Below are 17,100 nucleotides of genomic sequence, written 5' to 3'. Positions count from 1 at the left end.
CGTCCCCGCAGAGGCAGAGTAACCCGCGGTTCCGCGCACACGACGGAGGCGTGCCGGGGGAATGCGCCTCGGCTCATTACCCTGAGCCCATGGCACCACGGGCGTTCCAGCTCGCCGCGGCCGCGGCATCCACCCTCCTCGCACTCGCCGCGCTGACGGCGTGCGCACCGGACGCGCCTTCGGGGGGCAGCCTCACCTTCACCCCCACCCCGTCCACCTCGGCGTCAGGATCGGCGACGCCCACTGCGACGCCGTCGCCCACCGCCCGCGCCGAGATCCCCGACGACTGCCGTGCGATCCTGACCGCCGACGTGCTGGCACAGCTCGAGGGTGTGCCGCTCAACGACCCCGCCTTCGGCGCATCGGGACCGCAGCCCGACGGAAGCCTGGTGTGCGTGTGGCGCGACCCCGCCGCCGACACGACAGGCCTGGTCACGAAGATCTCCTCCATGTCACGCGGGCCGGCGCTCGACATGCTCAACAAGCTCGTCACCGAAGAGGGCTACACCTGCTACACCCCCGATGGCGGCACGCGCTGCGAGAAGACGTGGCAGAACGAGACGTACCCGGTCACCGACGGGCGCACGCTGTTCTGGCGCGACGACATCCTCGTCGACACCCAGTACTCGAACCTCGCGCCCGCCGGCTACACCGCCGCCGTCGTCGCGAGCATCTTCGGCTGAATCAGCCCCAGACCGTGTGGTCGAGCCGACGGCCGTAGTCGTCGGGGTGCCAGGCCGTCTCGACGCTCACGAGCCAGAGCCCGTCGCGGAGGGTGTGCTCCTCGAGCACCGCGCCCCGCGTGCGATCGCAGACCGTGGCGCCGTCCGCCGTCCGGCAGGAGAACCCGTCGCCCGCCAGCGCGGCCTCGGCGATCGTCGCGGCGTCCGCATCGACCTTCGACAGCGTGGTGACGATCCCGCCCGAGTCGAACCGCCACGTGCAGGTCACCAGCACGTCGGGTGCGGCGGCGTCGGCGAACGCCGTCGCGGCGGTGGCGGGAGCCGCCATCGACTGGTCGAGCAGCGACCCCTCCCGCCAGGTCAGCTCGTTCCAGAGGTCGTCGGCGTACAGCGTGCGGCAGTCGATCGCGCCACCGTCCGCCGCGGTCTGGGCGGGCGTCTGTGCGGGCGTCGCCTCGGGCCGCGGCGCGGTGGCACTGCGCAGCGTGTCGCCGACCCACGCGACGGCCACCGGGACCATCGGCAGCGCCAGCCACACGAGCGAGGCCACCACGGCGGCGCACAGGATCCCCGCGGGCACGGCGATCCACGAGTTGCGTCCGCCGGTCCTCGCCATGGGGCCCCCACCTCCGCTTCCACGGTAAGCCGGAGACACGGATGCTGCGCCGCGGCGCGCGCGGGGCTACGAGGACACCGCGGGTAGCTGCCGGGCGGGCCGGGAGCATACTCCGCGGCGGCGCAGAACTCGACCCCCTCCTTGCTTTCGTCATTCCTCGCGGAGGGTGTTCGCCACGGCGGACTCTCCCGGCCGGCACATCGCCGGCCCGATTCCGCCGGTGAGATGGAGGAGGAGCATGTCGACCTACGAGACCGGATCCGCCGCGGATCGCAGTGCCAACGGATCACCCGAGGGGCAGAGCCCGGACACGCCGGACATCAAGGAGCGCGCCGTCGACTCCGTCGCCGAAGTGGACGCCGGAGCGATGTACGTCGCCGGCGTCGCGGGCGACGAGATCCACAGCGTCGCGCACGACGTGAAGGACGCCGCCCGCGGATTCTTCGACGAGACGCGCGTGCAGCTGTCCGACCAGGCGTCCACCCAGCAGCGCCGGGCGGCCGACGCCCTGCGCGGCACCGGCGAGGAGCTGGAGGGGATGGCATCGGGCACCGGCACGAGTTCGCGCGGCATGGCCACCAGCGCCGTGCGCGCGCTCGGTCAGCAGACCCGCCGCGCCGCTGATTGGCTGGAGCAGCGTGAACCCGCCGACGTCGTGCGGGAGGTGCGCGGGTACGCTCGTCGGCACACGGGCGCCTTCCTGCTGATCGCCCTCGGCGCAGGCATCGTCGCCGGTCGGATGACCCGCGCGCTCATGGCCGACGCACACAACGCAAGCGCCGGGCTCGGGGGCGCTTCGCGCGCGCAGCGACCGGCTCTCGCCGCGGGCGCGCCGGGCGCGCCGGGTGTGACGGGTGTCACGGCGGACGAACGGACCGGCTCTGCCACAGGAGCCGACGGCTTCGGCGCCGGCTCCGGCGCCTCCGGCGAGAGCACGCCCATCGCCGACGCCCTCGCCGATCAGGCACCGGGCGATCCGCTGTCGAGCGCGGCCGGGGCCACTGCGGCGAACGGGCAGAACCCCGTCACCGGCGCCAGGACGGCGCAGGGCGAGTGGTCGCCGAGCGGAGAGGCACGACGATGACCGACATGCCCACGCCGTCGCAGCAGAAGGCGGCGGACACGTCGCTGGGCGACCTCGTGGGCGAGGTGTCCCGCGACCTGTCGAACCTGATGCGCAAGGAGCTCGAACTCGCGAAAGCCGAGCTCTCGGAGTCGGCCAAGCGGGCGGGCATGGGAGCGGGACTGCTGGGAGGCGCCGGCTACGCGGCCGTGATGGCCGTGTTCTTCCTGAGCGTCGCCCTGTGGTGGGCGCTCGGCGATCTCATCGACAGCCTCGGCTGGTCGGCTGTGATCGTCGCCGTCATCTGGGCCGTCATCGCCGGCGTCCTGTACGCCGTCGGGCGGAACCGACTGAAGACCGTGCAAGGGGCGCCGCAGACGGTGGAGACCGTCAAGGAGATCCCCGAAGCACTCAAGAGGAACGAGGAGAACCGATAATGAGCAACCCAGACCAGATCCGCGCAGACATCGAGGTCACCCGCGACGAACTCGGACGCGATGTCGATGCGCTCGCCGACAAGGTGTCGCCTCCGAAGATCATGGAGCGCCAGACCACTCGGGTCCGTCGCGCCTTCGGCGACATGAAGGGCCACGTGATGGGCGTGGCCGACGACGTCGGCGACACCGCCTCGTCCGCCGGCCACTCGGTCGGTGACGCGATGGACGCCGCCGGCGACGCCGTCAAGGAGCTGCCGCACAAGGCGAAGCAGAAGGCACAGGGTGCGCCGATCGTCGTGGGACTCCTCGCCGCCGGCGTCGGGTTCCTCGTGGCCAGCCTGATTCCGACGACCGAGTCCGAGACGCGGTTCGCCACGTCGCTGCGGGACCGCGCGCAGCCGCTCGTCGACAAGGCGGTGGGCGAGGCGAAGGATGCCGCGCAGGAGGTCGCCGAGAACCTCAAGGGTCCTGCGCAGGACGCCGTCGAACAGGTGAAGGAGTCCGCCGTCGACTCCGCCGAGACTGTCAAGCAGGAGGCGCAGGACACCGCCGAGCGCGTCAAGGAGAACGTCGCCGACAACCTGTCGCCGGACGACCGCGCCGCGTCGCGGCCGGACGACGCGGAGGGATCGCCCAGGCTGGGGTGAGGCATCCGTCCCGTCAACGGCGAGAGGCCCCGGCGATGCCGGGGCCTCTCGTTCGAGCGTTTCGTCTCACTCCGCCCGCTCAGCGACCGGAGGGGGCGGACTCAGTTGTAGTCGGTGGTGAAACCGTCGGTGGAGAAGCTGTCGAAGTCGACGTAGCTCAGGTCGGCGTCGGTGTACGCGCCGTCCGAGGCGAAGATGCGGTTGGGGTACCGCTCGCTCTTGGCCTCCTCCGTCGCCTCGACCGTGACATCGCGGTACTTCGCGAGTCCGGTTCCGGCGGGGATGAGCTTTCCGATGATGACGTTCTCCTTGAGGCCCATGAGCGGGTCGCTCTTGCCCTCCATGGCCGCCTGCGTCAGGACGCGGGTGGTCTCCTGGAACGATGCTGCCGACAGCCACGACTCGGTCGCGAGCGACGCCTTCGTGATACCCATCAGCTCGGGACGACCCGACGCGGGGCGCTTGCCCTCGCCGACCGCCTCGCGGTTGATGGTCTGGTACTTCTTGAAGTCGACCAGCTCGCCCGGGAGCAGCGTGGTGTCGCCGTGGTCGACCACGGTGACCTTCCGCAGCATCTGACGGACGATGACCTCGATGTGCTTGTCGTGGATCGGCACACCCTGCGAGCGGTACACGCCCTGGACGCCGTTCACGAGGTACTTCTGCACCTCGCGGGCACCCATGACACGCATGACCTCCTTGGGGTCGAGCGTGCCGACCAGGATCGGCTGACCGACGGGGACGTGCTGTCCGTCCTCGACCAGGAGCGTCGCGCGCTTCAGGACCGGGTAGACGTGCGGCTCGTCGCCGTTGTCGGGCGTGAGGATGACCTTCTTGGCCTTGTCGGTCTCGTCGATCGTGATGCGGCCGTCGGCCTCGGCGATCGGCGACGCACCCTTCGGGGTGCGGGCCTCGAACAGCTCCTGCACGCGGGGAAGACCCTGCGTGATGTCGTCTGCCGACGCCGAACCACCGGTGTGGAAGGTACGCATCGTCAGCTGCGTGCCGGGCTCACCGATCGACTGGGCCGCGATGATGCCGACGGCCTCGCCGATGTCGACGATCTTGCCGGTCGCGAGCGAACGGCCGTAGCACTTCGCGCAGACGCCGACGGCCGAGTCGCACGTGAGGACCGAGCGCACCTTGATGGACTCGACACCCGCCGCGACCAGCTTGTCGATGAGCACGTCGCCGACGTCCTCACCGGCCGAGGCGACGACCTCGCCCTTCGGGTCGACCGCGTCGGCAGCGAGCGTGCGGGCGAACACCGAGTTCTCGACGTTGGCGTCGCGCACCAGCGTGCCGTCGGCACCGGGAGCGGCGATGGTGAACTCGAGGCCCTTGCTCGTGCCGCAGTCCTCCTCGCGGATGATGACATCCTGCGAGACGTCCACCAGGCGACGGGTCAGGTAGCCCGAGTCGGCCGTACGGAGGGCCGTGTCGGCCAGACCCTTGCGGGCACCGTGCGTCGCGATGAAGTACTCCGCCACCGACAGGCCCTCGCGGTACGAGGAGATGATCGGACGCGGGATGATCTCACCCTTGGGGTTGTTCACCAGGCCTCGCATACCCGCGATGTTGCGGATCTGCAGCCAGTTACCACGGGCGCCCGACGAGACCATGCGGTTGATGGTGTTGTCGGCCGGGAAGTGGTCGCGCATCGCCTTCTGGACCTCGTCGGTCGCCTCGGTCCAGATCTTGATGAGCTCCTGACGACGCTCGGCGTCGGTGGTGAGACCCTTCTCGAACTGCGCCTGGACCTTCGCGGCCTGCTTCTCGTAGCCCGCGACGATCTCGCCCTTGTTCGGCGGCGTGAGGATGTCGCTCAGCGCCACCGTGACACCGGAACGCGTGGCCCAGTAGAAGCCGGCGTCCTTGATGCGGTCGAGGGATGCCGCGACCTCCACCTTCGGGTACTCCTCGGCGAGCTTGTTCACGATCTGCGACAGCTTGCCCTTGTCGGCCTGCTCGCGAACGAACGGGTAGCCCTTGGGGAGCGTGTCGTTGAAGATCGCCTGGCCGAGCGACGCGTCCACGAGGCCGTGGCGCTCGTAGCCCTCGGGGGCTTCGCCCTCGAGGAACGCGAGGCCGGGGATGCGGATGCGGACCTTGGCCTGCAGGTCGAGGGTGCCCTCGTCCTTCGCCAGGATCGCCTCGCCGACCGAGCCGAACACGCGGCCCTCGCCGGCAGCACCCTCGATGACCGTGGTCAGGTGGTGGAGGCCGATGATCATGTCCTGCGAGGGCAGGGTCACCGGACGGCCGTCCGACGGCTTGAGGATGTTGTTCGAGGCGAGCATCAGGATGCGGGCCTCGGCCTGGGCCTCCACCGACAGCGGCAGGTGCACGGCCATCTGGTCACCGTCGAAGTCTGCGTTGAACGCAGCACACACGAGCGGGTGCAGCTGGATGGCCTTGCCCTCGACGAGCTGAGGCTCGAAGGCCTGGATGCCGAGGCGGTGCAGCGTAGGCGCACGGTTGAGCAGCACGGGGCGCTCGCGGATGATCTCCTCGAGCACGTCCCACACCTCGGGACGCGTGCGCTCGACGGCGCGCTTGGCCGCCTTGATGTTCTGCGAGTGACCGAGGTCGATCAGGCGCTTGATCACGAACGGCTTGAACAGCTCGAGCGCCATCTGCTTGGGGAGGCCACACTGGTGGAGCTTGAGCTGGGGACCCACGATGATGACCGAACGGCCCGAGTAGTCCACGCGCTTGCCGAGCAGGTTCTGGCGGAAGCGACCCTGCTTTCCCTTGAGCATGTCGCTCAGGGACTTGAGGGCGCGGTTGCCGGTACCGGTGACGGGGCGGCCGCGGCGGCCGTTGTCGAACAGCGCGTCGACGGCCTCCTGCAGCATGCGCTTCTCGTTGTTGACGATGATCTCGGGGGCACCGAGGTCGATCAGGCGACGGAGGCGGTTGTTGCGGTTGATCACGCGGCGGTAGAGGTCGTTCAGATCGGAGGTCGCGAAGCGGCCACCGTCCAGCTGCACCATCGGGCGCAGCTCCGGCGGGATGACCGGGACGACGTCGAGCACCATCGAGGCCGGCGACATGCCGGTCTGCAGGAACGAGTTGACGACCTTCAGGCGCTTGATCGCACGGATCTTGCGCTGGCCCTTGCCCTCGGAGATCTGCAGGTGCAGGCTGTCGGCCTCGGCGGCCAGGTCGAACGCCTCGAGACGGCGCTTGATCGACTCCGCGCCCATGTGGGCCTCGAAGTACTGACCGAAGCGGTCCTGGAGCTCGTGGAAGATCTCGTCCTCGCCCTTGAGCTGGCCGACCTCGAGCGTGCGGAAGTCCTCCCACACCTTCTCGAGACGCGTGATCTGGTCGTCCGTACCCTTGCGGATAGCGGCCATCTCCTTCTCGGCGGCGTCCTTGACCTTCTTCTTCTGGTCGGCCTTGGCACCCTCCTCCTCGAGCGCGGCGAGCTCCTCCTCCAGCTTCTGGAGGCGAGCGGCCACACGCGCGTCGCGGCGGTCGGCGAGCGTCTTGAGCTCGAGGCGGATGTTGTTCTCCTGCGTCGAGAGGTCGCGGTGGCGAGCCTCGTCGTCGACCGAGATCACCATGTACGCGGCGAAGTAGATGACCTTCTCGAGGTCCTTCGGCGCCATGTCGAGCAGGTACCCGAGGCGCGAGGGCACGCCCTTGAAGTACCAGATGTGCGTGACGGGCGCGGCGAGCTCGATGTGGCCCATGCGCTCACGGCGGACCGAGGACTTGGTGACCTCGACGCCGCAGCGCTCGCAGACGATGCCCTTGAAGCGGACGCGCTTGTACTTGCCGCACGCGCACTCCCAGTCGCGCGAGGGTCCGAAGATCTGCTCGCCGAACAGACCGTCCTTCTCGGGCTTCAGGGTGCGGTAGTTGATGGTCTCGGGCTTCTTGACCTCGCCGTAGGACCAACGACGGATGTCGTCAGCGGTGGCCAGGCCGATGCGAAGCTGATCGAAAGTGGTTGATTCGAGCACTGGTTCTCCTGTGTCGGAAATTCGTTCGTTACCTGGCGCGCTTAGATCTCGTCGATCGACGAGGACTCGAAGCGGCTGGAGATGTTGATGCCGAGCTCTTCAGCGGCGCGGAAGGCGTCGTCGTCGGTGTCGCGGAGGTTGACCGCCGTGCCGTCCGCCGAGAGGACCTCGACGTTCAGGCAGAGCGACTGCATCTCCTTCATGAGCACCTTGAACGACTCGGGGATGCCGGGCTCCTGGATGTTCTCGCCCTTGACGATCGCCTCGTACACCTTGACGCGGCCGAGGATGTCGTCGGACTTGATCGTGAGGAGCTCCTGGAGCGCGTACGCGGCGCCGTAGGCCTCGAGGGCCCACACCTCCATCTCACCGAAGCGCTGGCCGCCGAACTGCGCCTTACCACCGAGCGGCTGCTGGGTGATCATCGAGTACGGACCCGTCGAGCGCGCGTGGATCTTGTCGTCCACGAGGTGGTGCAGCTTCAGGATGTACATGTAGCCGACCGAGATCGGAGCCGGGAACGGCTCGCCGGAGCGACCGTCGAACAGCTGCGTCTTGCCCGACGAGTCGATCAGGCGCTCGCCGTCGCGGGTCGGGTTCGTCGAGTCGAGCAGACCCGCGATCTCGGCCTCGAACGCGCCGTCGAACACCGGCGTGGCGACCTTGGTGCCGGCCGGAGCCTCGAAGGCCTGCTCGGGCAGCTGGGCGGCCCACTCCGGGGTGCCCTCGACCTTCCAGCCCTGCTTGGCGATCCAGCCGAGGTGCAGCTCGAGGACCTGGCCGAAGTTCATTCGACCGGGGATGCCGAGCGGGTTCAGGATGACCTGGACCGGCGTGCCGTCCGCGAGGAACGGCATGTCCTCGACGGGGAGGATCTTCGCGATGACGCCCTTGTTGCCGTGACGGCCGGCGAGCTTGTCGCCCTCCGTGATCTTGCGCTTCTGGGCGATGTAGACCACGACGCGGCGGTTGACGCCCGAGCCGAGCTCGTCGTCGCCGTCCTCGGCGTTGAACTCCTTGACGGCGATGATGGTGCCCTGCTCACCGTGGGGCACCTTCAGCGACGTGTCGCGGACCTCGCGGCTCTTCTCGTTGAAGATCGCGCGGAGCAGGCGCTCCTCGGCCGAGAGCTCCGTCTCGCCCTTCGGCGTGACCTTGCCGACGAGGATGTCGCCGGGGCGCACCTCGGCGCCGATGCGGATGATGCCGCGCTCGTCGAGGTCCTTGAGCAGGTCGGGGCTCACGTTGGGGAGATCACGCGTGATCTCCTCCTTGCCGAGCTTCGTGTCGCGGGCGTCGACCTCGTACTCCTCGATGTGGATCGAGGAGAGCGTGTCGTCCTTCACCAGGTCCTGGCTGAGGATGATCGCGTCCTCGAAGTTGTGGCCCTCCCACGTCATGAACGCGACGAGGAGGTTCTTGCCGAGGGCGAGCTCGCCGTTCTCGGTCGCGGGACCGTCGGCGATGACCTCGCCGGCCTCGACGCGCTCACCGGCCGAGACCACCACACGCTGGTTGTACGACGTGCCCTGGTTCGAGCGGTCGAACTTGCGCAGGAAGTAGTCCTGGGTGCCGCCCTCGTCGAGCTGCACCGTCACGACGTCGGCCGAGACCTCGACGACGACACCGGCCTTGTCGGCGGTGACGACGTCACCGGCGTCGATCGCGGCGAAGCCCTCCATGCCCGTGCCGACCACCGGCGACTCCGAACGCAGAAGCGGAACGGCCTGGCGCTGCATGTTCGCACCCATGAGGGCGCGGTTGGCGTCGTCGTGCTCGAGGAAGGGGATGAGCGAGGTCGCCACCGACACCATCTGGCGCGGCGAGACGTCCATGTAGCCGATCTCCTCCGAGTGGAAGAGGTCGACCTCGCCGCCGTTGCCGCGACGGGCGAGGACGCGGTCCTGAGCGAAGCTGCCGTCGGCCTTCAGCTCGACACCGGCCTGGGCGACGATGTAGTCGCTCTCCTCCGAGGCGGTCAGGTAGTCGATCTGGTCGGTGACCTTGCCCTCGACGACGCGGCGGTACGGCGTCTCGATGAAGCCGAACGCGTTGATGCGCGCGAACGAGGCGAGCGAGCCGATCAGACCGATGTTCGGGCCTTCCGGCGTCTCGATGGGGCACATACGGCCGTAGTGCGACGGGTGGACGTCGCGGACCTCGACGCCTGCGCGCTCACGCGACAGACCGCCGGGGCCGAGGGCCGAGAGGCGGCGCTTGTGGGTCAGACCCGCGAGCGGGTTGTTCTGGTCCATGAACTGCGACAGCTGCGACGTCCCGAAGAACTCCTTGATCGCGGCCACGACGGGGCGGACGTTGATCAGGGTCTGCGGCGTGATCGCCTCGATGTCCTGCGTGGTCATGCGCTCGCGGACGACGCGCTCCATGCGGGACAGACCGGTGCGGACCTGGTTCTGGATGAGCTCGCCGACCGCGCGGATGCGACGGTTGCCGAAGTTGTCGATGTCGTCGACGTCGAGGCGGATCTCGGCCGGCTTGCCGCCGCGCACGCCGTCGAAGGTGACGTCGCCGCGGTGCAGGCGGACGAGGTACTTGATCGTCGCGACGATGTCGTCGACCGTCAGCACCGAGTCGGTGAGCGGCTTGTCGAGACCGAGCTTGTGGTTGATCTTGTACCGGCCGACCTTGGCGAGGTCGTAGCGCTTCGGGTTGAAGTAGAAGTTGTCCAGGAGCGCGCGGGCGGCCTCGGCGGCGACCTGCTCGCCCGGACGGAGCTTGCGGTAGATGTCGCGGAGCGCGTCCTCCTTGGAGAGGATCGTGTCCTTCGAGAGCGTCTCCTCGATCGAGTCGAAGCCGGCGAACTCGGCGAGGATGTCCTCGCTGGTGAGGCCGAGGGCCTTCAGGAAGACGGTGACGGACTGCTTGCGCTTGCGGTCGATGCGGACGCCGACCTGGTCGCGCTTGTCGATCTCGAACTCGAGCCAGGCGCCCCGCGACGGGATGACGCGCGCCGACACGATGTCCTTGTCGGAGGTCTTGTCGGGGGTCTTGTCGAAGTAGACGCCGGGCGAACGGACGAGCTGCGACACGACGACGCGCTCGGTGCCGTTGATGATGAACGTGCCCTTGTCGGTCTGGAGCGGGAAGTCGCCCATGAAGACCGTCTGGGTCTTGATCTCACCGGTCTGGTGGTTCATGAACTCGGCCTCGACGTAGAGCGGGGCCGCGTACGTCTTGCCGCGCTCCTTGCACTCCTCGATGGAGTACTTCTCGGGCTCGAGGTACGGGTTCGTGAACGAGAGCTGCATGGTCTCGCTCAGGTCCTCGATCGGGGAGATCTCCTCGAAGATCTCCTCGAGGCCGCTGACCTCGGGCACGTCGGTGCGACCGGCGGCCTTCGCGTCGGCGACGCGGGCCTTCCAGGCCTCATTGCCGACGAGCCAGTCGAACGACTCGGTCTGCAGCGCGAGAAGGTCGGGGACCGTCAGCGTGTCGGAGATCTTGGCGAACGAGAGGCGGGAAGCTCCGCGTCCGTTCTTCGGGGTGGTGGTGGGGTTGGATGCGTTGCTCGCAGCAGCCAAGGGGATTACCTCCGTGGGCCCGTAGGGCTCGTTTCCTTGTCGTCAGGTGGAGTGCTCCTCATCCCCGAAACCCGCGCGGCACTCCTCACGTGAACGTGAGGGGGCGCAGGCACAGCCGACCACCATATGAGGGCAGGGGGAATCCAAGAGCGCAAAGACCCACTATACGTCGGACGACGCGCCGTGTCCAGTTGGATTCTTGAAAAGTTCCGGATGCTGCGGTATAAGCCCGAAGACGGCAGCACCCGCGCGCTCGGCACAGGGCCGAAGCGCACGGGTGCGGCGAGGCGCTGAGATCAGATCAGTGCTTCTTGCCGAGGTTGCCCCGGCAGGCATCTCCCGGGTTGATCCCCAGGTCGATGCCCGCGCTCACGAACATCCCGTAGCTCTGGATGCCCTTGTATCCGTGCTTCTGATTGCCCCGCATCGCGAGGGCGTCGTCGCCCATTCCTTCCGGGCCCGTCCCCTCGATGCTGTCCGCGGTGTCCTGACCCGAGAACGCGCACTCGGATGCCGAGTTCGCCGCGCCGTTCGCGGCACCGCCGTTCCCGTTGACCTCGCCCGCCATTGCCGCGCCGCCACTGCCGAGCACCAGCCCGATCGCGACGACCGCGCACGCCAAAGCCTTCTTCATCGAATTCCCTCCCCTGTGATGGCGTCCGAAGCCCCGATCCGGACGACGGTGTCCTCTTCGACGCCGTCACCGCCGCAACATACTCCTGCGCACGGACGGTGGGAAGGGAGGCTCTGGGATGCGCAGCGGCACGCATCTGAAGTGAGGCTGGACCCCCATCCGATGCATCGATGCACCGAAACCATGGCGAAACTGCCCAGATCGCGCCAATATATGCACATGACTGGGGTGGGACACCCCGTGATCCGTACGCCCGACCAGCGGATCCGGGTGTTCGTGAGCTCGACCCTGCGCGAGCTCGCGGACGAACGCGAAGCAGTGCGGTCGGCCGTCGAGCGACTCCGGCTTGCCCCCGTGATGTTCGAACTCGGCGCACGGCCCCACCCGCCCCGCGACCTCTACCGCTCCTACCTCGCCCAATCCGACATCTTCATCGGCATCTACGGCGCCAGCTACGGCTGGATCGCCCCCGACGAAGACGTCTCCGGCCTCGAAGACGAATACAACCTCGCCCCCGCCGGCATGCCCAAACTCATCTACGTCAAAGACACCGACACCCGAGACGAACGACTCAAAGACCTCATCGCCCGCATCCAAGCCGACGACACCGCCGCCTACCTCCACTTCCACGACGCCCGAGACCTCGAAGACCACGTCGCCGGCGACCTCGCCATGCTCCTCGCCGAACGCTTCGACCAGTCGCGGCGCACCGAGCCGGCCACCGCGGCCGAGATCTCGCTCGCCGCGCGCGTGCCCGAGCCGTACACCGAGACGATCGGGCGCGAAGGCGAGCTCGCCGAGATCCGCGCCCTGCTGGCCGGAGGCCTCCACCGCGTCGTGAGCCTCATCGGGCCGGGCGGCATCGGCAAGAGCCGGCTGGCGATCGAGGCGGCCCACGCGAACACCGACCTGTTCCCGGACGGGGTCTACTTCGTGCCGCTGGAGGGCGTGCTCGAACCAGGACTCCTGCTGCCGACGATCGCCTACATCCTCGGCGTGCGCGACACCGGGGCGGCCACGCTCGAGGAGCGCATCGCGCAGGCGATCGGCGACCGCCACGTGCTCATCGTGCTCGACAACTTCGAGCAGATCATCGACGAGGCCCCCGTCCTGGTGCGCCTGTACTCCCTCGCTCCGCGCGCATGCTTCCTGGTGACGAGCCGGATCGTCCTGCGCATCCGCGGCGAGCGCGTGTTCGAGGTCGAGACGCTCGAGACGCCCGCACCGGACGTCCCCGCCACGCTCGCGCAGGCACAGGCGTCCTCGGCGTGCGTGCTGTTCGCGGAGCGTGCCGCGTCCGCACTCCCCGGGTTCCGGCTGACCGCCGAGAACGCGGCAGACGTCATCGGCATCTGCCGCCGGCTCGACGGGCTGCCGCTCGCCATCGAACTGGCCGCGGCGAAGGTCAGGCTGCTCTCGCCGCACGATGTCGCCGACCGCCTCGGCCACACCCTCCCGCTGCTGTCGACGTCTGTGCGCGATCTCCCCGACCGCCACCGCACCATGCGGGCGACGATCGACTGGAGCGTGGGCCTGCTGGCCGATGATCAGCGCGCGATGCTGGAGGACCTCGGTGTGTTCGCCGCGCGATTCAGCCTCGACTCGGTCGAGGCGGTGGGCGAGACCCGCTCGTGGGGCCCCCACACGATCGAGACCCTGGCCGCGCTCATCGATGCGTCGCTGGTGCAGCGCATCGACTCGGGCGGCCGCTCGGTGTTCTCGCTCCTCGCGATCGTCCGCGAGTACGCCCTCGAAGCGCTCGAGTCACGTCTGGCGGCGGATGCGATGCGGATCGCGCACGCCGACTACTACCTCGACCTGGTGCACCGGGTGGCCCCACGACTGCGCGGCGCCGAGCAGATCGATGCCGTCGCCGAACTGGGGCTCGAAGTGCCGAACCTGCGCGCCGCGGCACGCCACCTGGTCTCCATGGACCGGCTCGACGACGCCGGCGACTTCGCGTGGACCCTGCTCGCTTACTGGTGGATCTGCGGGTACTTCGCCGACGTGCGGCTGTGGATGCTGGAACTTCTCGAGAAACGGATGCTGCTGACCCCGCGCACGCGCGCGATCGCGACGTTCTTCCCGCTGTGGGCAGAGCTCTGGCAGCGCCCGAGCGACCAGGTGGTGGAGGGTCTCGGCGAGGTCGTGCGGCTGTTCACCGAGAGCGGCGACGAGCAGGCCGCCGCGATGGCGCTCGCCGCGAAGGCGTCGACGCGGCTGCAGTTCGCCGACCTCGACGAAGAGGTGTTCCGGGCCGAGATCGGCGAGGCGATCGCGACCCTCCACGAGCTCGGCGACCGCTGGGCGGAGTCCCTCGCCGAGGTGGTGCTCGGACAGTTCGGCATGCTGCGTCGTGACATCCCGGCGGCGCTCGAGCACCTCGGCCGGGCGGTGGACATCGCCGACGCCGCCGACGATGCGTTCACCCGCGTCGTGGCGGGCAACAACCGCGCGCGACTGCGCTTCGTGCTGGGTGAGCGCGACGAGGCGGAGGCGGAGTTCCTGCTGACCCTGACGCTGTCCATCCGGCTGCACTTCGTCGACGGCGCCACCTACGGGCTGGAGGGAATGTCCGCGATCGCCGCCTCGCACGGCGACGCGTGGCGCGCCGGAGCTCTGGCCGCGGTGGCGGCGACCATCCGCGAGACGACCGGCGTCTACGACATCGAAGGGTTCGCCGTGCACCTCGCACCGTTGGAGGCCCTGCGGGCCGTCGACGCCGAGAGCGTCGAGGCCGGTGAGCGCGCTGGCAGGGAGATGGGCCTTGCGGAGGCCATCGCGATCGCGCTCCCCGACGCCGACGCGGACGTCCGTGAGAAGGTCCCTTCGTGGTGACGGGGCCGGAGCGGGCGCCCGTGATCCGTACGCCCGACCAGCGGATCCGGGTGTTCGTGAGCTCGACCCTGCGCGAGCTCGCGGACGAACGCGAAGCAGTGCGGTCGGCCGTCGAGCGACTCCGGCTCGCCCCCGTGATGTTCGAACTCGGCGCACGGCCCCACCCGCCCCGCGACCTCTACCGCTCCTACCTCGCCCAATCCGACGTCTTCATCGGCATCTACGGCGCCAGCTACGGCTGGATCGCCCCCGACGAAGACGTCTCCGGCCTCGAAGACGAATACAACCTCGCCCCCGCCGGCATGCCCAAACTCATCTACGTCAAAGACACCGACACCCGAGACGAACGACTCAAAGACCTCATCGCCCGCATCCAAGCCGACGACACCGCCGCCTACCTCCACTTCCACGACGCCCGAGACCTCGAAGACCACGTCGCCGGCGACCTCGCCATGCTCCTCGCCGAACGCTTCGACGAATCGCGGGCGCCGGAGGCGCCCGACACCGGCGCTGCGCAGGTCAGCCTGGTGGGCCGCGTCCCGGTGCCCTACACGACCACCATCGGGCGGGAGGTGGACATCGATGCGGTGCGCACCCTGCTGGCGCGGGGCACGGACCGGGTGGTGAGCCTGATCGGCCCCGGCGGCATCGGCAAGAGCCGTCTCGCGATCGAGTCGGCCATGGCCTCCGGCGACCTGTTCCCGGACGGGGTCTACTTCGTCCTCCTGGAGGGCGTGCTCGAGCCGGGACTGCTGCTGCCGACGATCGCGTACTATCTCGGCATCCGCGACAACGGCGAGGCCGCCCTCGAGGAGCGCATCGCCCACGCCCTCGCGGATCGCCGCGTGCTGATCGTGCTCGACAACTTCGAGCAGATCGTGGATGCCGCACCCGTGCTCGTGCGGCTGTACACGGTCGCGCCGACCGCGACGTTCCTCGTGACGAGCCGCATCGTCCTGCGGATCCGCGGCGAGCGCGTCTACGACGTGCCGCCGCTCACGACGCCCGCCGGCGAAGGCCCGGCGAGCCTGGACCGCACCGCGCGCTCGGCCGCGGTGTCGCTGTTCGTCGACCGGGCGCGGGCGATCGATTCGCAGTTCGACGTGACACCCGACAACGCGAGGGATCTCGCCGACATCTGCCGCAGGCTCGAGGGGCTGCCGCTGGCGATCGAGCTCGCGGCGGCGAAGGTGCGCATCCTCAACCCGGCGCAGATCGCGGGGCGCCTCGAGAAGAGCCTGCCGCTGCTGACGGCCGCGGTGCGCGATCTGCCCGAACGGCACCGCACGATGCGGGCGACGATCGACTGGAGCGTGAGTCTCCTGCCGCCGGAGCAGCGGGACCTGCTCGAGGATCTCGGCGTGTTCGCGACGAGGTTCACCCTCGATGCGGTCGAAGCCCTGGGAGAGGACCGTCCGTGGGGCGGTCACGCGATCGACGCCCTCGCTGCCCTCGCGGACGGCTCTCTCGTCAAGCAGAGCGAGCTCGGCGGGCGCCGAGTGTTCTCGCTGCTCGCGATCGTGCGGGAGTACGCGCTGGACCACCTCAAGGAGCGGGGCGACGCGCAGCGCGTGCGGCGCGCCCACGCCGACTACTACCGGGGGCTCGTCCAGCAGATCGCCCCCGACCTCGGCGGACGCGGGCAGGCCGACGCCGTGGCGCGGCTCGGGCTCGAGCTGCCGAACCTGCGCGCGGCGGTGCGCCACCTCGTCTATACGAACCGGCTCGACGACGCCGGCGACTTCGCGTGGTGCCTGCTCATCTACTGGTGGATCTCCGGCTTCTTCGCCGAGGTGCGCGTGTGGATGCTCGAACTGCTCGAGAAGCAGCACGAGCAGCCCATCACGCCGCACACCCGCGCAATCGCGTGGTTCTTCGCCCTGTGGGGCGAGATGTGGCAGCGGCCGAGCGAGCAGGTGGTGGCGGGCCTCGGCGAGTGCGTGCGCCTGTTCCGGGAGAGCGGCGACGAGGATGCCGCGGCGATGGCGCTCGCCGCGCGCGCGACGGCACGCGTGCAGTTCTCGCATCTCGACACCGACAAGGCAGAAGCCGAGCTTCGCGAGGCGGTGGTCACGCTGCGCGAGCGCGGGAACACGTGGGCGGAGGCGATCACCGAAGTCTCGCTCGGCCGGCTCGCCTGGGTGCGCGGAGCCACCGACGACGCCCTCGCGCACTTCGACCGCGCCACCTCGGTCGCCGAGTCGCGCGGCGATCTGTTCACGACCTCGGTCGCCGGCAACCTGCGCTCTCGCCTGAACTTCCAGCTCGGCCGCATCGAGGAGGCGGAGCGGGAGTTCGTGCACACCCTGCTGCTGTCGGTCGGGCTGCACTACGAAGAGGGCGTCGCGTACGGCCTCGAGGGGGTGTGCGCGGTCGCTGCGGCCCATGGCGAGGCCTGGCGGGCGTCGGCGCTCGCCGTCGCGGCCGGCGAGATCCGCCGGCGCATCGGCATCTTCGATGTGGAGGCCTTCACGGTGCATACGCCGTACCTCGAGATCCTCCGTGGCCGCGATGCGCAGAGCGTCGAGGCCGGCGAGATCGCCGGGGCCGAGCTCACCGTCGCCGAAGCGGTGCAGCTGGCACTCCCGGAGCACGAGTTCTCGATGGTGGCCGACGCGCTGCGCGCCTGGTAGCCGGGGTGATCACGGATGCCGCGAGCCTCAGCA

The 17,100-nt window shown here is 69.2% G+C and carries 10 protein-coding genes; 6 read left to right on the top strand and 4 right to left on the bottom strand.

All coding sequences use genetic code 11. From position 1 onward, the window contains the following. Nucleotides 1–89 precede the first annotated feature (89 nt). Nucleotides 90–683: a hypothetical protein gene (locus J2Y46_RS07240; protein WP_310241333.1), complete on the top strand. Its 594-nt coding sequence runs from the start codon at nucleotides 90–92 to the stop codon at nucleotides 681–683. A gap of 1 nt (nucleotide 684) precedes the next feature. Here J2Y46_RS07240 and J2Y46_RS07235 read toward each other — a convergent pair whose 3' ends face one another. Then, nucleotides 685–1,299 (bottom strand): hypothetical protein, encoded by a 615-nt coding sequence (locus J2Y46_RS07235; protein ID WP_045301451.1) that lies wholly within the window; start codon nucleotides 1,297–1,299, stop codon nucleotides 685–687. 238 nt (nucleotides 1,300–1,537) lie between these two features. On the opposite strand from J2Y46_RS07235, the gene J2Y46_RS07230 reads away from it, so the two are divergent. The 3 genes from J2Y46_RS07230 to J2Y46_RS07220 are packed head-to-tail and all read left to right on the top strand — an operon-like array spanning nucleotide 1,538 to nucleotide 3,446. Beyond that, nucleotides 1,538–2,383 carry a hypothetical protein gene (locus J2Y46_RS07230; RefSeq protein ID WP_310241330.1) on the top strand — a complete coding sequence of 282 codons (846 nt, stop codon included), beginning with the start codon at nucleotides 1,538–1,540 and terminating at the stop codon, nucleotides 2,381–2,383. Further along, a complete protein-coding gene (locus J2Y46_RS07225) occupies nucleotides 2,380–2,799 on the top strand; it encodes a phage holin family protein (protein ID WP_045301685.1) in 420 nt (139 codons plus the stop codon). Before J2Y46_RS07230 ends, J2Y46_RS07225 begins: the two co-directional genes overlap by 4 nt. Continuing rightward, nucleotides 2,799–3,446, top strand: coding sequence for a DUF3618 domain-containing protein (locus J2Y46_RS07220; protein ID WP_045301449.1), 648 nt, complete (start codon nucleotides 2,799–2,801; stop codon nucleotides 3,444–3,446). The genes J2Y46_RS07225 and J2Y46_RS07220 overlap by 1 nt, the downstream gene beginning before the upstream one ends. Nucleotides 3,447–3,547: 101 nt before the next feature. On the opposite strand, the gene rpoC is transcribed toward J2Y46_RS07220, so the two are convergent. The 3 genes from rpoC to J2Y46_RS07205 all read right to left on the bottom strand — a co-directional run bounded on the left by rpoC (nucleotide 3,548) and on the right by J2Y46_RS07205 (nucleotide 11,596). Next, nucleotides 3,548–7,420 (bottom strand): DNA-directed RNA polymerase subunit beta', encoded by a 3,873-nt coding sequence (rpoC, locus tag J2Y46_RS07215; protein WP_310241327.1) that lies wholly within the window; start codon nucleotides 7,418–7,420, stop codon nucleotides 3,548–3,550. A 41-nt stretch (nucleotides 7,421–7,461) separates the two neighbouring features. Beyond that, nucleotides 7,462–10,962 carry a DNA-directed RNA polymerase subunit beta gene (locus tag J2Y46_RS07210; RefSeq protein WP_045301445.1) on the bottom strand — a complete coding sequence of 1,167 codons (3,501 nt, stop codon included), beginning with the start codon at nucleotides 10,960–10,962 and terminating at the stop codon, nucleotides 7,462–7,464. Nucleotides 10,963–11,263: 301 nt separating this feature from the next. Further along, nucleotides 11,264–11,596: a hypothetical protein gene (locus J2Y46_RS07205; RefSeq protein WP_045301443.1), complete on the bottom strand. Its 333-nt coding sequence runs from the start codon at nucleotides 11,594–11,596 to the stop codon at nucleotides 11,264–11,266. Nucleotides 11,597–11,815: 219 nt separating this feature from the next. Here J2Y46_RS07205 and J2Y46_RS07200 point away from each other — a divergent pair, with 219 nt between their 5' ends. Together J2Y46_RS07200 and J2Y46_RS07195 are read left to right on the top strand one after the other, a co-directional pair. After that, on the top strand, nucleotides 11,816–14,434 hold the full coding sequence (locus J2Y46_RS07200; RefSeq protein ID WP_310241322.1) for a DUF4062 domain-containing protein: 2,619 nt from the start codon (nucleotides 11,816–11,818) through the stop codon (nucleotides 14,432–14,434). A 20-nt stretch (nucleotides 14,435–14,454) separates the two neighbouring features. Next, the gene (locus J2Y46_RS07195; RefSeq protein WP_310241320.1) at nucleotides 14,455–17,067 is read left to right on the top strand and encodes a DUF4062 domain-containing protein; all 2,613 of its coding nucleotides are present in this window, start codon (nucleotides 14,455–14,457) and stop codon (nucleotides 17,065–17,067) included. The last annotated feature ends 33 nt before the right edge of the window (nucleotides 17,068–17,100 follow it).

The sequence above is a fragment of the Microbacterium sp. BE35 genome, from assembly GCF_031457705.1.
GTDB classification, from domain to species: domain Bacteria; phylum Actinomycetota; class Actinomycetes; order Actinomycetales; family Microbacteriaceae; genus Microbacterium; species Microbacterium trichothecenolyticum.
The sequence above is the reverse complement of the archived record's forward strand: the minus strand, read 5'-3'. Positions and strand labels throughout refer to the sequence as shown.